Raw genomic sequence first — 14847 nt, forward strand, 5'->3', positions numbered from 1 at the left:
GCAGCCCGCCGGGCTGACGGAGGGGGACGGCGCCACAGGCAAGCCAAAGCTCAGTCGCCGATCGTTCGAGCCATCCCCTCCGTCAACTCACTTCGTTTGTCGCCACCTCCCCATGCCTTTGGCATAAGGGAGGAGTGAAGAGGCGAATATGCGACTGGCCTTCCTCACTGATCCCGTGTACACACCGCCGCCCTTTTGTGTGTCTCTGGCGGAACCTCCCATGTCTTTGCGTCCCTATTGCGGTATAGACTTCGGCACCTCCAATTCGGCGGTCAGCGTCGGGCGCGGCGATCAGGTGCAGCTTGTCCCCGTTGAAGGCGATGCCGTCACCCTGCCCTCGGCCCTCTTCTTCAATACCGAAGAAGACCACCTCAGCTTTGGGCGCAAGGCGATTGCCGAATATCTCGATGGCTATGAAGGCCGCCTGATGCGCGCCCTGAAATCCGTGCTAGGCAGCCATCTGATCACTGAGACCACTCAGGTCGGCACCAAGCGCAAAAACTTCCGTGAGATCATTGGCCTCTACATCGCGCACGTGAAACAGGCCGCCGAACGCCACGCCGGTGAGCGCATCGAAGACGTGGTGCTGGGCCGTCCCGTGCACTTTGTCGATGACGATGCGGAGGCCGATCAGCGCGCCGAAAACGAGCTGCGCGGCATTGCCGAGGCGCAAGGCTTCAGGACCATCCGCTTCGAATACGAACCTCTGGCCGCCGCCCGCGATTACGCCAGCCGCCTCAGCGCGCGCGAAACCGTGCTGGTGGTCGATATCGGCGGCGGCACGTCGGACTTTTCGGTCCTCAGCCTGTCGCCCGACCATTCGGATATTCTGGCCAATACGGGCGTGCATATCGGCGGCACCGACTTTGACCGCCTGCTCAGCATGGATACGGCCATGGTCGATATGGGCTGGAAGTCGAAGCTGAAAAGCGGGCTCGACATGCCGGGCCTGACCTATCATCAGCTTTCGACTTGGCACCTCATCAACTTTCTCTACACGCAAAAGGTCATGCACAGTGTGCGCGAACTGCACCATCTGGCCGAACGCCGCGACCTGACGCAGCGCCTGATCAAGGTGCTGGAAGACCGCATGGGCCACGCCATCGCCAGCCGCATCGAAGCGGCCAAGATCGCTTTGTCGGCCGATGAGGTCACGCACATCGACTATGACGATATCGAAGCCGGCTGGGTGTCAGACGTGACGCGCGAGACGCTGATCACGGCCACGGCGCGCGAAGTGGCCAAGGTGGTGGCCACCGCCTTGCTGTGTGTGGAAAAGGCGGACCTTAAGCCGGACGCCATCCATACCCTGTTCATGACCGGCGGTTCGACCGCCATGCCGGGCTTTGAGGCCGCTATGCAGGCTGCCTTCCCGGCTGCCAACATCAATTACGGGGACCGCTTTTCAACGGTGGCGTCGGGTCTGGGTCTGGCGGCAAGGGTGGCCTTTACAACGTGATTGAAGCTTAAATTGCGCAGCCTGTTCAGGCCATGGGAGTTTTGCGGATACTAAAGACAAAGAGTATCAAGAACACAATCACACTGCCTGAGGCGATGTATTTGCCCCATTCGAAGCCGCGTTCGATCAATGCGACACCTGTGCCGACACCGCCACCGATGCAAAGTACTTTCCCCAGAGTCAGCAGATAACCCTGCCAAGTGATCGGCCACCAGAAGCCAAACGGTCCCCACTTGAACAGAAATCATGCCCCTCGAATTTTAGGCGTTGGACGCTCCTGATCCTACAAGGGTTTGGATTTCGAAAATTCAGCCATGAGTGGAGTTTAACTAAGCACGATCCTCTGTCAATGCGCGTGAATAGAGCCAAAACCCGTTCCGGTGCGCTGCTTTACAGACCTTCTCCGATACGGCATTGAGTCACGGCCATAAATTTCAGGTTTCAGGGTTTGAGGCCTTGCCATCCTCCCCCGGCTTCTGTATTAACGCGCTAACACAGTAACACACATGACTGACAAGCCCGCCAAGACCCCGCAATCCTTCGCCGCTGATGAGGCGGAGCTGGTCCGCGCCCTTCTGACGCTCAAAACGCCCGAAGAGGTGCGCGCCTTTCTCGACGACCTGTGTACACCGTCAGAGATCCGGGCCTTTGCCGAACGCTTTAAGGTCGCGCGTCTGCTGGATGAAAACGCCCTCTCCTACCGGGACATCTCGGAACGGACCGGGGCATCGACCACCACCGTCACCCGTGTGGCGCGCTTCCTGCGCGATATGCCGCACAAGGGCTACCGGCTGGTGATCGACCGATTGAAACAAGAAAGTCACTAAAGTCCTATGCCTTCCGAAACCCTCAGACTGCGTATCGCCGTTCAGAAATCCGGCCGTCTGGCCGACCGTTCGCTGGAGCTGATTTCCGGCGCGGGCCTGCGCGTCATGAAGGGCGCCAATGAGCTCCTGTATCGCATCGAGAACCAGCCCATCGACCTCCTGCGCGTGCGCGACGACGACATCCCGACCTTTGTCGCCGATGGCGTCGCCGAACTGGGGATTGTCGGTTACAACGTGCTGGCCGAGCACTTTCCGGAAGATGACCTCGAGGAGCGCATCGTCATGCGCCTCGGCTTCGGCAAGTGCACGCTGAAGATCGCCGTGCCGGACAGCGTCACCTATGAGGGCCCCCAAAGCCTCGAAGGCAAGCGCATCGCCACCTCCTACCCGAATATTCTGGGCAAATGGCTGAAGGACCGGGGCGTCAGCGCCACCATCGTTGAAATGCGCGGCGCGGTCGAGGTGGCCCCGCGTATGAAGATCGCCCACGCCATCTGCGACCTTGTTTCCACCGGCGCGACGCTGGAAGCCAATGGCATGAAGGCCGTCGATCTGGTGCTGGCCTCCGAAGCCGTGCTGATCAAGGCACCGCACGCGCCGCCCGTTGATCTGGCGCACGTCTATGACATGCTGCTGCGCCGTTTCGATGGCGTCACGGCGTCGAACGGGGCCAAATATGTGATGCTCAACGCGCCACGTGAACACCTGAACGAGATTATCGAGCTGATCCCCGGTGCCGACGCCCCGACCATCATGCCTTTGGCCGGACGCGAAGACACGGTGGCGGTCCACGCTGTGTGTCAGGAAAATGTCTTCTGGGACACGCTGGACAAGCTCAAGGCGGCGGGCGCCTCGGCGATCCTCGTCCTGCCGATCGAAAAAATGATGAAGTAGGTGTCGCGGACACCCTTTTAGTTAGGCCTGCGGCACCGCAGGCGGGTATGCACCATGAAGACCTTTATCTGGAACGATCTCAGTGCTTCTGAGCGCAGGACGGCGTTGTCCCGTCCGGAAAACCGGCGGGACGCCCGCGTGCTCGAAACGGTGAAGACCATTTTCGACGACGTCGAAGCGCGTGGGTTTGCCGCCGTCACGGACTGGGCGACGCGGCTCGACGGTCACTCCCCCGTGCGCGTTGAGCTGACGCGCGGTCTGGTCGATGAGGCGCGCGCCAATCTGAGTGCCGAAGACATCGAAGCCATGGAGCTGGCGGTCGAACATGTGCGCGCCTTCCACGCCGCTGAGCTGCCGTCCGCCGGGCCGGTCATCGCGCCATCGCAAGGCCTGTCGCTTCAGCGCGTCTATCGCCCCATCTCGACCGCAGGCCTCTATGTGCCGGGTGGCACCGCGCCGCTGTTTTCGACCCTGATCATGACCGCCGTGCCCGCTCTGGTCGCCGGTGTGCCCAACAGAGTCTGTGTTACGCCACCGGCCAAGGACGGCTCGCTGCACCCCATGATGATCGCCGCCGGGGCCGCTGCTGGTCTTGAGGCCGTGTGGCGCGTCGGCGGGGCGCACGCCATCGCCGCCATGGCTTTGGGCGCGCTGCGCGACGTCCCGGCGGCGGACAAGCTGTTCGGGCCGGGCAACAAGTACGTCGCAGAGGCTAAACGTTACGCCACCGAGCGCATCTCCGGCATCGCCATCGACATGCCTGCCGGGCCTTCGGAGCTGATGGTCATTGCCGACGCCTCGGCCAATGCGAAGCTGATCGCCGCCGACCTTTTGTCGCAGGCCGAACACGACGCCGATGCGCAGGTGGTGCTGGTGACGCTGGAGGCTAATCTGATCGCTGACGTCGCCGCAGAGCTTGAGGCGCAACTGGCGACCCTGCCGCGCGCCGCCATTGCCCGCGCCTCGCTGGAGCAGGCGCGCCTGTTTGTCGTCGATAGCCTTGAGGCCGCAGCCGAAGTCGCCAATCTTTACGGCCCGGAACACCTGGCGCTTCAGGTGGCCGATCTCGACGCCCTGATCCCGCAACTGACCGCCGCCGGCACCGTGTTCGCCGGGACCTATGCCGCCGAAACCTTTGGCGACTATGCGGCGGGTCCCAGCCACGTCCTGCCGACCGATGGCGCAGCACGGGCGTGGGACGGTATCACCATCCGCTCCTTCCTGACCAGCTTTGTGGTGCAGCGCGCCACCAAACAGGGCGCGGCGACCATTGCGCCCGCCGCCGCGCGTCTGGCGCGTCTGGAAGGCCTCGAAGCACACGCGCTGGCGGCAGATTTTCGGCTGGAGGTTTAACCCATGTTCGCGTCTCCCTTCACCGCCCTCAATGCCCAAGGCTCCGGCCTCGAAGCCTCGCCGCCCTCGCTGGAGCCGCTGCGTGAGCGCATGGCCGAGCTTTATGGCGTCGAGCCCTATCAGCTCATGGTCACGCGCGGCGCGTCGCACGCCACCGAAATCCTGATGCGCCGGCTGAAGGTCAATGGCTATGAGGCAGTCTTCACCGAGCCCTGTTATTCGGAGCGGCAGTACCACCTGCAAAGCCTGGCCGACGCCTATGGCCTGACGCTGAAACAGGCGACCAAGCCGCTGATGACGCTGAAGGGCGCGGGTATGTACGTCATCGACAACCCCGCCATGCCGGACGGCAAGGCGTGGGATCTGATCGCGGCGCGCACCCTGGCGGTTGAAATCTTCCCCGCCCTGCTGGTTATTGATGAGAGCTATTTCGACGTCTGCGACGCCCAGAGCCTGATTGAGCTGACCAAATCGGAATCGAACGTGGTCGTTCTGAAAAGCCTGTCCTTCCTGTATGGGCTGTCGGGCGCACGTGTCGGCGCGCTGATCTCCTCAGCCAAGACACTGAACGGTCTGATGCGCTTCTGTGAACCGGTGCCGCTGCCCACGCCGTCGATCCGCGCCGCCGAAGCCGCTCTGGCCCCGTCGCGCGCCTTAAGCGTGCAGGCCCGCATCGACCTGATTCGTGGCGAACAGGCCCGGATGCGCGACGCGCTGGAACAGGCATCCGCTGTGGTGCAGTTTCACGTCAATGACGGCCCCTTTGTGTTTATCAAGCCGAAGGACTTGATCCGCACCCAGACCCACCTGAAGAAATTTGGCGTTACGGCCAAGAACGCCTATGAGGGCCTGATCATGGCGCTGGGCGACAAGGCGCACAATGACCGCATTCTGGCGGCGCTCGGTGTCACTATCGAAGCCGGACGCCCGGCGCGGCGCGGTGAGGTGCTGCGTGATACCAAGGAAACGAAGATTTCGGCGCTGGTCGATCTCGATACGCCCAAGCCGGTCAAGATTCACACCGGCATCGGCTTCTTCGATCACATGCTGGATCAGGTGGCAACGCATGGCGGCTTCTCGCTGCAACTGTCGTGTCAGGGTGATCTGGAAATCGACGGCCACCACACCATCGAAGACTGTATGCTGGCCTTTGGTCAGGCTTTGAAACAGGCGCTGGGCGACCGCGTCGGCATGGCGCGCTTCGGCTTTGTCCTGCCCATGGATGAAACCGAAGCGAAGGTGTCGATCGACATTTCCGGCCGCGCCTTCTGCGTGTTCAAAGGCGAGTTCGAAGCCACTCACATCGGCGACTATCCGACCGAAATGACCGGCCACGCCTTCCGTTCGCTGTCCGAAGCCCTGGGGGCCTCTATCCATGTCGAGGTCGAGGGCGAAAACGACCACCACAAGGTCGAAGCCTGCTTCAAGGCGCTGGGACGTGCCCTGCGCATGGCGACCCGCATCGAAGGCGACGCCCTGCCGTCAACAAAAGGCATGTTGGCATGACCAGGGTCACAGACCCTGGACCCGTAAGTTTTGGAACGCGTTATGACTGATCCCTCTACCGCTAAAGTCGTTGTCATTGAATTAGGCTGCGCCAATACCGCCTCGGTGCTGTTCGCGCTGGAGCGTCTGGGCGCTGAGGCCGTGCTGTCGTCGGACGCGTCCGAAATCAGGGCCGCCCCGCGCGTGGTGCTGCCCGGCGTAGGCGCGGCAGGCTTCGTCATGAGCCGCATCCATGAGCTTGGCCTTTATGACACGATCCGGGGCCTGACCCAGCCGCTGATGGGAGTCTGTCTGGGGCAGCAACTGCTGTTCGACAGCTCCGAAGAGGGCAATGTCGAGTGCCTCGGCCTCATTCCGGGCCGAGTCGTGAAGATGGAAGCCCCTAAACCTCTGGTCGTGCCGCACATGGGTTGGAACCAGCTTCAGGCCGTGCGTGAAGACCCGCTAACGGCGGGTTTGAACGCGGGTGACTACGCCTATTTCGTACATAGTTTCGTCTGCCCGGTCACCGACCATACACTGGCGCAATCGACCTATGGTGCGCCGTTCGCGGCCATGGTGCGCAAGGGGAATGTCTGGGGCTGTCAGTTCCACCCCGAACGCTCCTCGACCGCCGGCGCGAAGATACTCGAAAACTTTCTGACACTTTGATACCTGCAACACTCACCCCGCCCCGACCCCCATTTGCTGCGCAAATGGTCCCCCTCTCCACCCCAGGGTGGGGAGGTAAAAAACGCCGCACGAAGGGCGCAGACCTGAGATGCGGTGGTGGCAGTTCTTCCCTTTTACGCTGCGCCGGAGTTACGGCATGATCCTCTACCCCGCTATCGACCTTATCAACGGTGAATGTGTCCGCCTCGCGCAGGGCCGGTTTGATGCCGTCACCAGGTACGACTCCGACCCGTTCAAGCGTCTCGCACTGTTCAATGAAGAGTTCGCGGAATGGGTGCATATTGTCGATCTCGACGGGGCGCGCGCTGGCTCACCGCAGCAGCACGAACTGATCGGGCGGCTCGCGCAGGCCTCGCGCGCCAAGATCCAGACCGGCGGCGGGGTGCGGTCGCGTGCCCATGTGCAGACCCTGCTCGATCAGGGCGTCTCCGCCGTCGTGGTCGGCTCTGCCGCTGTGAAAGACCCCAAGGAGGTGCGCGGCTGGCTGCGCGACTTCGGCAAGGAGCGTATCACGCTGGCTCTGGACGTTCTACCCACCAAGGACGGTGACTTCGACGCCGCCCTGCACGGCTGGACCGAAGGGTCGGGGATCTCGCTGTGGAAGGTGCTCGATGAATATCCGGTCGGCGTGGCGCAGCGCATCCTCGTCACCGACGTGTCGCGCGACGGCATGTTGATGGGCCCGAACATGGACCTGATGCGCGCCCTGAGACAGAAACGCCCGGACCTCGACATTCAGGCGTCGGGCGGCGTGCGCTCGGTCGAAGACCTTTATGATCTCAAGGCGCTCGGCGTACACGGCGCCATTGTGGGTAAGGCCATCTATGAGGGCCTGATCGATCTCAAAGCCGCGCTGAACGTGGGATAGCTTTTTAGTCGGGCTTTTAGCCCAAAACCGCTTCACACTTTTGGGAAAGCCCTCATATGTTAGCCAGACGCATCATCCCCTGTCTCGACGTCAAGGACGGCAAGGTCGTCAAGGGCGTGCAGTTTGTTGGCCACGAAGTGCTGGGCGACGCCGTCGATATGGCGCTGCGCTACCGCGACGAAGGCGCCGATGAGCTGGTGCTGTACGACATCACCGCCTCTTCCGAAGGGCGCACGGTGGATTACAACTGGGTGCGCGACATTGCCCGCGCGCTCGATATCCCCTTCTGCGTAGCTGGCGGCATCCGTTCGGCGGAGCAAGCCGTGAAGTGCCTCAATTCCGGGGCCGACAAGGTATCGATCAATTCACCCGCACTGGAACGCCCGGACCTGATCAACGAACTGGCCGAAATGGCCGGGTCGCAGTGCGTGGTGGTGGGGGTGGATAGTCGTGAACTGCCCCTCCCGAAAAGTGGGAACCGGTTTTCGGATACAGAGGGGCAGCCCGCTTTGAATAGCGACTATTACGTCCATCAGTATTCCGGTGATCCGGATAAAATCCGCGCCGCCGGGCGTCGCACGCTCGACTGGGTAGTCGAAGCGGCCGAGCGCGGGGCCGGTGAAATCGTGCTCAACTGCATGAATCAGGACGGCGTGCGCAAGGGGTACGACATTCGGCAGTTGCGACTGGTGCGCGACCTGATCGACATTCCGCTGGTGGCCTCTGGCGGGGCCGGTGCACCGGAACACTTTACCGAGGTTTTCGATCAGGCCGACGTCTCGGGCGCTCTGGCGGCCAGCGTCTTCCACAAGAAGATCATCCATATTCCCGACCTCAAACGCGATCTGCAAAAGGCGGGAATCGCGGTTAGGATATAGTTCGCGCCCGTCCAATCGCAGATTGGGCGGAAATAAAGCGAAAAAATCTCGCAGGGCCGCCCCGAGAGATTTCTTCTCAATCTGATAAAACGTGAAAACGTATCGAGGCATAGCCGAGAGACATTGTTCACGAGGAAATTTTATGCCCGAAGCTCACACACTGCCCAATCCCCTGACGCTGGCCGATATCGACGCTCTCGATTTCACCAAGGGCGACGGCCTGATCCCCGCCATTGTGCAGGACGCCGACACGCTTCAGGTGCTGATGCTGGGCTATATGGACCGCGCCGCCCTGAGCGAGACCTTGACCGATCGTCAGGTGACCTTCTTCTCGCGCTCCAAAAATGGCCGCTGGCGCAAGGGTGAGACGTCGGGCGACTTCCTTAATCTGGTCAACGTGACCACCGATTGCGACGAGGACGCGCTGCTGGTGCTGGCCCGTCCCGTCGGTCCGACCTGCCACACCAAGACCACCTCGTGCTTCGGGCATGAGACGGCGCCCGGTATCGGTTTTATGGGCCATTTGGCCGCCGTCGTGAAGGACCGCGCCAAGGCCCCGCCGGCCGACAGCTACACCGCCCGCCTGATGCAGAAGGGTGTCGCCAAGATCGCCCAGAAGGTGGGCGAAGAAGGGCTTGAAACCGCTCTGGCCGGGCGCTGCGGTGACCTCGACGAACTGCATAACGAAGCCGCCGACCTGCTCTATCATCTGTCGGTGCTGCTGATGGCGCGCGAAACAACGCTGGAGGCCGTGCTGGACATCCTGCGTGAGCGCCACGCAGGGCGGTAAGTCCTTTCCGCGTTTTCGGATTCGACAAGTGCTCGCTTGGTGTTAGAACGGGTAGGATAACGCCGATCCGAGCCTGCACATGCGTCGCCCTGCCTTTGCCCTTATCCTGCTTGCCCTTGCCGCGCTTTTGTGTGCGCCGGATATCGCGCGCCGTTTTATGGACATTGACGCGCCATGGCTGGGCTGGCTTCAGGTGGCGCTGATGGCGGCGGGCGTGATCTTGGCCGCCCGCGCGCGCTTGTGCGATGCGGGTAAGCCCGAAGGCTGGCTGTGGCAGGCCCTGCTGATCGTCACCCCCATCTATGCCCTGTTCGCCTCACCGGTGGCGGGCCTGTTGCCCATACCGAGCCAACTCAGCACGCTAGCCCTGATCGGGGCCAATGGCATCGTATTCGGGGGCCTGATACTTCTGGGACTGTTACCCTCAGGGTCGGGCGATAAGACCGCAAAGCCGCGTCACGCGACGGGTTACGGTGAGGTTGATTCGGGCGTGAGCCCCTTTCTGGCGACCTCACCGTCGCACAAAAGCGGTCACACCAGCGACTCGTCTGGTTCTGATGCCCACAGCAGCGCCGATTCAGGGGATGGCGGTGGAGATGGCGGCGGGGGCGACTGAGGTGCCGAGTGACGAAAATGCCACTTCAAGGGGCATTTCAACAGCCCGCAATCGCGCGGCTCGATCCTGACCCAGTATTGCCATAATGGCTCGGCATGAGGATAAGGGGCCACAGTTACGTATAAAAGGGGCGCCCCATACCCTGTTTAACAAGGTACTGGTTGCAATCGCGACCGATTTGCGGCAATGGTTGTCACAGTTCTGCTGTGCGTGCGGGGCGCTTATGGCGTCCGTCAACCCTGCCAGGGTCGGAATGAACCGCACATAGGGTGCTGATTTTTGTAAAGCGTAAGGCTGGCCGGGGCAGACCGGCGGGGAAATTCTGGACGCGCATCCATCATGTCGGCGCTGTTTGACATCATCATCGGCTTTATCACGGCCCTTGTTTCCGCCGCCTTCCTGCATTTTGGTGCCGGGGCCGCGCCGGAACAGCCCAAGCCTGGCCCCGTCAGCCAACCCCAGGCCGCGCCCACCTCCAACCCGTCTCCTTCTCCGACGACTCAAGCCGCTCCGATGACGCAACCGGTCGCCGACGCGGCCTCTACGGATGAGAAGGTCTCTTCGGCCAAGGCGGCCCCGGCCGTGGTTGCGGTCAAAGCCACGCCCAAAACGGGCGAACCGGCGGTTACGGCTCAGGTCGTGCAGGTCCGCGCCACCCATTCCGAACCCCAGGTCGCTCTGTCGCCGGTTGCGCCCGTAGCACCTGCCGCACCGCCTTCGCTGGCGCTGCCGCCCCTGCCGCTTGTGCCTGCCATCCGACTGCATATCGCGCAAATGAGTGCGGAGGATCAGGCGCGTATCGCCAGCGAAGTCGAAAGCGGCCTTCGCGCGGCCGAACACGCCGGTGCCTTTGAAGTGGCGGTTCGCGCCGACGATGTCAGTGTGGTCATCGACACCGCCAAAGCTGTTAAAGCCGTCAAGGCGGCACGCAAGGCCAGTGAGGCGAAACTCAGCGGGCCCTGCCCCGATAGCCATGGCGTACCCTCACCCACGCGCCTGCGCACCATCGTCGCGCAATAATACAGGGGCCACAGATCCTGACTGCATCCGGTCGGTGAAACGCCGTGCTGACTCACACTTGCGTCTGACGGCTCGTCATTTGACCGCGAAGTACAGATTTCCGCTTTTCCGGAAGCGGCGCCACGGATTTGTCGCCTGTTCAGCCCCATAAGCAGTTCCCCCTTTTTCGGAACAGACTCTAAACCATTTGCCTTATCAATGATCTGCGGCTAGCGTTTCCCCTTACGGGAGAACCCGGCTTTCCGGTGGTAAAGACCCTGGCGCAGGACAGTATTCTATGAAATCTCGCATTCGTCCCCCTCTAAACCTCTCGTCTTCCGAGACGCGCGGCCGCAAATCCAGACTGCGCCCGTTATTCGACGAAGAGACGGCCCCGGAGGCAGACGGTGCAGATGATCTCGACATTCCGGCCTCAACTGCGGCAGAGGCGACGGCCATGAGTGACGCCGAAGCGGACGACACCGCCTTGTTTGAACCGGACGCCCTGCCGGTAGCGGACATATTGGACATGCCGCTCGACCACGCCGACACCCCTCCGGCACCGGAGGCACAGGCACCGCAGGCACTGGCGGCGGAAATCGCGGACGCCCCGGCTGCCTCCTTGCCACCGCCCTCGCGCAACGAGACCCCTTCAGCCCTGACCTCGCCGCGCAAGACGGCGCCAGCCACCGCACCGGTCAGCCCGGTCGAGGTCCAGTCCGACGGCATTATGAAACTGTCGGGCGGATCGCCCGTGCCCTTCTGGGGCGGCGTGACGGTGATCAGCCTCGGCTGGGCCCTGTGCCTGACGGCCTTCGTGCTGGGGGCCGAAACCCAGATTTCCGCCTTCACGCTTCAGCCCTTCCGCATCGTTATTCTGGGCGCGCTGGCCCTGTTCCCCATCGGCCTGATCGTCGCCACGGCCTTTGCCTTGCGCCACGCGGCCGCCCTATCGCGCGAAGCCCGCCGCACCGCCGCGCTGGCCGATGCCATGGTCGCCCCGGCGGCCATTGCCGCCACCCAGACGACGGCGCTGGTCGAGTCACTGCGTCAGCAGGTCGAACAGGCGGTGCGCGCCGTGCGCGTCGCCCATAACGACCTCAATGACCTCAGCCTGCGCCTGAAAGGCGAAACGGAGTCCATGCTTGCGGCCGCTGAGCAGGCGCGCCAATCGACCCAGACCATCACCGGAGCCCTGTCCATTGAACGTCAGGCGGCAATGGATATGGGGGCGCAACTGGATGTGCAGGCGCGCGGCGTGATTGATGCCGTGGACCGTCAGGCGCGTATGGTCGCCGATGCCTCCGATCTGGCACAGACGCAGTTGCGCGAAGCCGAGGCCGCACTGGCGGCACGCGCCGCCGACCTCGCCGCCGTGGCCGCCGATACGCAGAATACGGCGCGTACCGTCGCCGAAGACCTTGATCGTCAGACCCTGCGTCTGGAAACCGCCGGGGCCGGCGTCGCCGATCAAATCCGCAGCGTCGAAGAAGGTCTGGGTCAGCAGCGGGCCGGCCTCGTCTCCGCCGCCCTGTCACTGCGCGCCGATCAGGAAGATTTCGCCGTCCATCTGGAAAACCAGCGCGCTCAGTTGTCCGAAGCGCTCAGTGTGACGCGCACCGCCACGATCGAGCTGGGCGAAAGCTCGTCACGCGGCGTCGATATCCTGCGCGATCTGGTGCTACACGCCCAAGAGCAGTTCCGACAGGTGCTCAATGGCGCCGAAAACGAGCGCACGGCGTTTGAAACGCGCATCCATTCGACCCTGTCCAACATCTCGGTCATGGCCGCCGATGCGCGCGATGAGTTGATCAACGAGACGCGTCGTGCGCTGGAACAGCTCAATATCGCCGCCGAAGACGCGCGCCGCGCCGCCGCCGATGCCGCCCAGACGGCGCAGGTCCGCGTCGATCGCCTCAACGAATCCCTGTTTGAGGCGGGCAAGAAGGCCGACGAAGCCTTCGATGCGCGCTTCAATTCGGCCCGCCGCCTGATCGAGGATTCCGCGGCCCTGATCGACGAAGCCGGCCTGACCGCGGCCGAACGTCTCGACACTGCCTTCGGTCATGCGCGGGACGGCATTAAGCAGGTCGAAATGGCCCTGAGCGACATGTCGGCGCGCGCTGATGAATTGCCGCTCCAGGCCAAGTCGCGTCTGGAGGAAATCCGCCGTGCGGTCGAAGACGGCCTGCTGGCCATGACCGAAGCGGCGCGCAAGGCGGCGCTGGAAACCGAAAGCGTCGATCAGGCGTTTCAGGAGCGGGTCAAGCGCAATTACGACATGCTGACGGAAGCGGTGCGCCTGATGGGCGTCATTTCGTCTCAGCCCCTGCCCACGCCACCGCCCGCCCCCAACCCCTATGTCGAACGCTTCGAGCGCCCGCGCGATAGCCTGAGCCCCCGCGCCGCCGAACCCCGCCCGACGCCCGCCCGCACCGAACGGCCTGAGCGTGCGCAACGCGGTCTCGACCCGCTGGAAGCGCCTCTGGATGCACCGCGCCCCCTCACGCCCGCGGCCTCGACGCGCACCGCACAACGCCCCGGGAGCGGCCTGTCGTGGCGCGACCTCCTCAACGGCATGGAAGGCCGTGAACCTGCGCCGCGTCCCGCGCCCGCCGCCCCCAAGCCTGAGCCCGCACCGAATCCCGTGGTGACCGACAATGCGCCGGACAATCTCGACGATCTGATGATTGCCGAAGTCGCCTCGATGGGCGTCGATGCGCAGGCCCTGCTCAACCGCTCGCGCCTCGAAGAAATCATCGCCGCCATCGTCGCCGACGATAACGAAGGCGCGCGTCTGGTGTTGCGCCGTATTGCCCCGGCGGCCATCCGCCGCCTCAGCCGTCGCCTGACGACTGACGCGACCCTGCGCGATCAGGCGCAGGATTTCGTTACCTTTTACGACCGCCAAATCAATATCGCCCTGCTCACCCGTGATCCGCGCAGCGCCCTGACAGAGATACTGGCCACGCCGACGGGGCGCACCTATCTTCTGTTCGACGCCGCCATCAGCGACCTTATCTGATGCTTCTGACCTGTCGCTCCGAAGCCTGGCCCATAGCCGGGCGCTTCACCATAGCCCGCGGCTCCAAGACCGAAGCGCACATCATCTATGTCGAGGTGACGGATGGCGCGTACAGGGGCCACGGCGAGGCGGTGCCCTATGCCCGCTATGGCGAAACGGTCGAAGGTGCGCTGGCCGCGCTTGACGCCGCGCGCCCCGCCATCGAAGCCGGGCAAACACCCGCCTTGACGGGGGCTGCAGCCAATGCGCTCGATTGCGCCCTGTGGGATTTGCGCGCTAAGGCGTCGGGGGTTCCCGCCTGGAAGGCGGCGGGTTTGCGTAGTTTCAGCCCGCTGAAGACCGCCTATACGCTGAGCCTCGATACGCCCGAAGCCATGGGGGCGCAGGCCGCCGCCAATGCCCGCCGCCCGCTGCTGAAACTCAAGATCGGCGGACCGGATGATCTGGCGCGCGTAGAGGCCGTGCGGCGCAATGCCCCCAAAACGCGCCTGATCGTCGATGCCAATGAAGGCCTGACGCGGGATAGCCTCAAGGCGCTGGCCCCCGAACTGAAACGCCTCGGCGTCGTGCTGATCGAACAGCCTTTGAAGGCGGGCGAGGACGACGCACTGGAAGGCTATAAATGCCCTGTCCCGCTGTGCGCCGACGAAAGTCTGCATACGCGCGCCGAACTGGATCGCTGCGCGCGCCTCTATGATGCGGTGAATATCAAGCTCGACAAGACGGGCGGCCTGACCGAGGCTCTGGCGCTGAAACGGGCGGCCAAGGATAAGGGGCTGAGGATCATGGTCGGCTGCATGGTCGCCACCTCGCTCAGCATGGCTCCGGCCATGATCGTGGCGCAGGGAGCCGACTTTGTCGATCTCGACGGGCCGCTGTTGCTGGCCAAAGACCGCGAGCACGGCCTGAAGATCACCGGTTCGATGCTAGAACCGCCCGAACCGGCGCTGTGGGGGTAGA

The 14847-nt window shown here is 63.3% G+C and carries 13 protein-coding genes; all 13 read left to right on the forward strand.

Going from position 1 to position 14847, the window contains the following annotated elements; translation table 11 throughout:
* The first annotated feature begins 220 nt into the window (after positions 1–220).
* Positions 221–1459 carry an Hsp70 family protein gene (locus tag PQU94_RS06500; RefSeq protein WP_272740656.1) on the forward strand — a complete coding sequence of 413 codons (1239 nt, stop codon included), beginning with the start codon at positions 221–223 and terminating at the stop codon, positions 1457–1459.
* A gap of 506 nt (positions 1460–1965) precedes the next feature.
* Positions 1966–2286, forward strand: coding sequence for a YerC/YecD family TrpR-related protein (locus PQU94_RS06505; RefSeq protein ID WP_272740657.1), 321 nt, complete (start codon positions 1966–1968; stop codon positions 2284–2286).
* Between the two features lie 6 nt (positions 2287–2292).
* Entirely contained in the window at positions 2293–3180 is an 888-nt protein-coding gene (gene hisG, locus PQU94_RS06510; RefSeq protein ID WP_272740658.1) for an ATP phosphoribosyltransferase, read from the forward strand.
* A 54-nt stretch (positions 3181–3234) separates the two neighbouring features.
* Positions 3235–4533 (forward strand): histidinol dehydrogenase, encoded by a 1299-nt coding sequence (gene hisD, locus PQU94_RS06515; protein WP_272740659.1) that lies wholly within the window; start codon positions 3235–3237, stop codon positions 4531–4533.
* 3 nt (positions 4534–4536) lie between these two features.
* Complete coding sequence (gene hisB, locus PQU94_RS06520; protein ID WP_272740660.1) at positions 4537–6039, forward strand: imidazoleglycerol-phosphate dehydratase HisB; 1503 nt, start codon at positions 4537–4539, stop codon at positions 6037–6039.
* Positions 6040–6081: 42 nt separating this feature from the next.
* Positions 6082–6690, forward strand: a complete 609-nt coding sequence (hisH, locus tag PQU94_RS06525; RefSeq protein ID WP_272740661.1) for an imidazole glycerol phosphate synthase subunit HisH — start codon at positions 6082–6084, stop codon at positions 6688–6690.
* A gap of 157 nt (positions 6691–6847) precedes the next feature.
* Positions 6848–7579 (forward strand): 1-(5-phosphoribosyl)-5-[(5-phosphoribosylamino)methylideneamino]imidazole-4-carboxamide isomerase, encoded by a 732-nt coding sequence (gene hisA / locus PQU94_RS06530; protein ID WP_272740662.1) that lies wholly within the window; start codon positions 6848–6850, stop codon positions 7577–7579.
* 56 nt (positions 7580–7635) lie between these two features.
* Positions 7636–8457, forward strand: a complete 822-nt coding sequence (gene hisF, locus PQU94_RS06535; protein WP_272740663.1) for an imidazole glycerol phosphate synthase subunit HisF — start codon at positions 7636–7638, stop codon at positions 8455–8457.
* Positions 8458–8599: 142 nt separating this feature from the next.
* Complete coding sequence (gene hisIE / locus PQU94_RS06540) at positions 8600–9247, forward strand: bifunctional phosphoribosyl-AMP cyclohydrolase/phosphoribosyl-ATP diphosphatase HisIE (protein ID WP_272740664.1); 648 nt, start codon at positions 8600–8602, stop codon at positions 9245–9247.
* Positions 9248–9326: 79 nt separating this feature from the next.
* On the forward strand, positions 9327–9863 hold the full coding sequence (locus PQU94_RS06545) for a hypothetical protein (RefSeq protein ID WP_272740665.1): 537 nt from the start codon (positions 9327–9329) through the stop codon (positions 9861–9863).
* 339 nt (positions 9864–10202) lie between these two features.
* The gene (locus tag PQU94_RS06550) at positions 10203–10883 is read left to right on the forward strand and encodes a hypothetical protein (protein WP_272740666.1); all 681 of its coding nucleotides are present in this window, start codon (positions 10203–10205) and stop codon (positions 10881–10883) included.
* A gap of 277 nt (positions 10884–11160) precedes the next feature.
* The gene (locus PQU94_RS06555; protein ID WP_272740667.1) at positions 11161–13887 is read left to right on the forward strand and encodes a coiled-coil domain-containing protein; all 2727 of its coding nucleotides are present in this window, start codon (positions 11161–11163) and stop codon (positions 13885–13887) included.
* Positions 13887–14846, forward strand: a complete 960-nt coding sequence (gene dgcA, locus PQU94_RS06560; RefSeq protein ID WP_272740668.1) for an N-acetyl-D-Glu racemase DgcA — start codon at positions 13887–13889, stop codon at positions 14844–14846. The genes PQU94_RS06555 and dgcA overlap by 1 nt, the downstream gene beginning before the upstream one ends.
* Position 14847 lies beyond the last annotated feature (1 nt).

Source organism: Asticcacaulis currens (genome assembly GCF_028550395.1).
GTDB lineage: Bacteria > Pseudomonadota > Alphaproteobacteria > Caulobacterales > Caulobacteraceae > Asticcacaulis > Asticcacaulis currens.

Coding starts and splice junctions, on each gene's coding strand:
- PQU94_RS06500 (WP_272740656.1), top strand. CDS start 221: ATGTCTTTGCGTCCCTATTGCGGTATAGACTTCGGCACCTCCAATTCG.
- PQU94_RS06505 (WP_272740657.1), top strand. CDS start 1,966: ATGACTGACAAGCCCGCCAAGACCCCGCAATCCTTCGCCGCTGATGAG.
- hisG (WP_272740658.1), top strand. CDS start 2,293: ATGCCTTCCGAAACCCTCAGACTGCGTATCGCCGTTCAGAAATCCGGC.
- hisD (WP_272740659.1), top strand. CDS start 3,235: ATGAAGACCTTTATCTGGAACGATCTCAGTGCTTCTGAGCGCAGGACG.
- hisB (WP_272740660.1), top strand. CDS start 4,537: ATGTTCGCGTCTCCCTTCACCGCCCTCAATGCCCAAGGCTCCGGCCTC.
- hisH (WP_272740661.1), top strand. CDS start 6,082: ATGACTGATCCCTCTACCGCTAAAGTCGTTGTCATTGAATTAGGCTGC.
- hisA (WP_272740662.1), top strand. CDS start 6,848: ATGATCCTCTACCCCGCTATCGACCTTATCAACGGTGAATGTGTCCGC.
- hisF (WP_272740663.1), top strand. CDS start 7,636: ATGTTAGCCAGACGCATCATCCCCTGTCTCGACGTCAAGGACGGCAAG.
- hisIE (WP_272740664.1), top strand. CDS start 8,600: ATGCCCGAAGCTCACACACTGCCCAATCCCCTGACGCTGGCCGATATC.
- PQU94_RS06545 (WP_272740665.1), top strand. CDS start 9,327: ATGCGTCGCCCTGCCTTTGCCCTTATCCTGCTTGCCCTTGCCGCGCTT.
- PQU94_RS06550 (WP_272740666.1), top strand. CDS start 10,203: ATGTCGGCGCTGTTTGACATCATCATCGGCTTTATCACGGCCCTTGTT.
- PQU94_RS06555 (WP_272740667.1), top strand. CDS start 11,161: ATGAAATCTCGCATTCGTCCCCCTCTAAACCTCTCGTCTTCCGAGACG.
- dgcA (WP_272740668.1), top strand. CDS start 13,887: ATGCTTCTGACCTGTCGCTCCGAAGCCTGGCCCATAGCCGGGCGCTTC.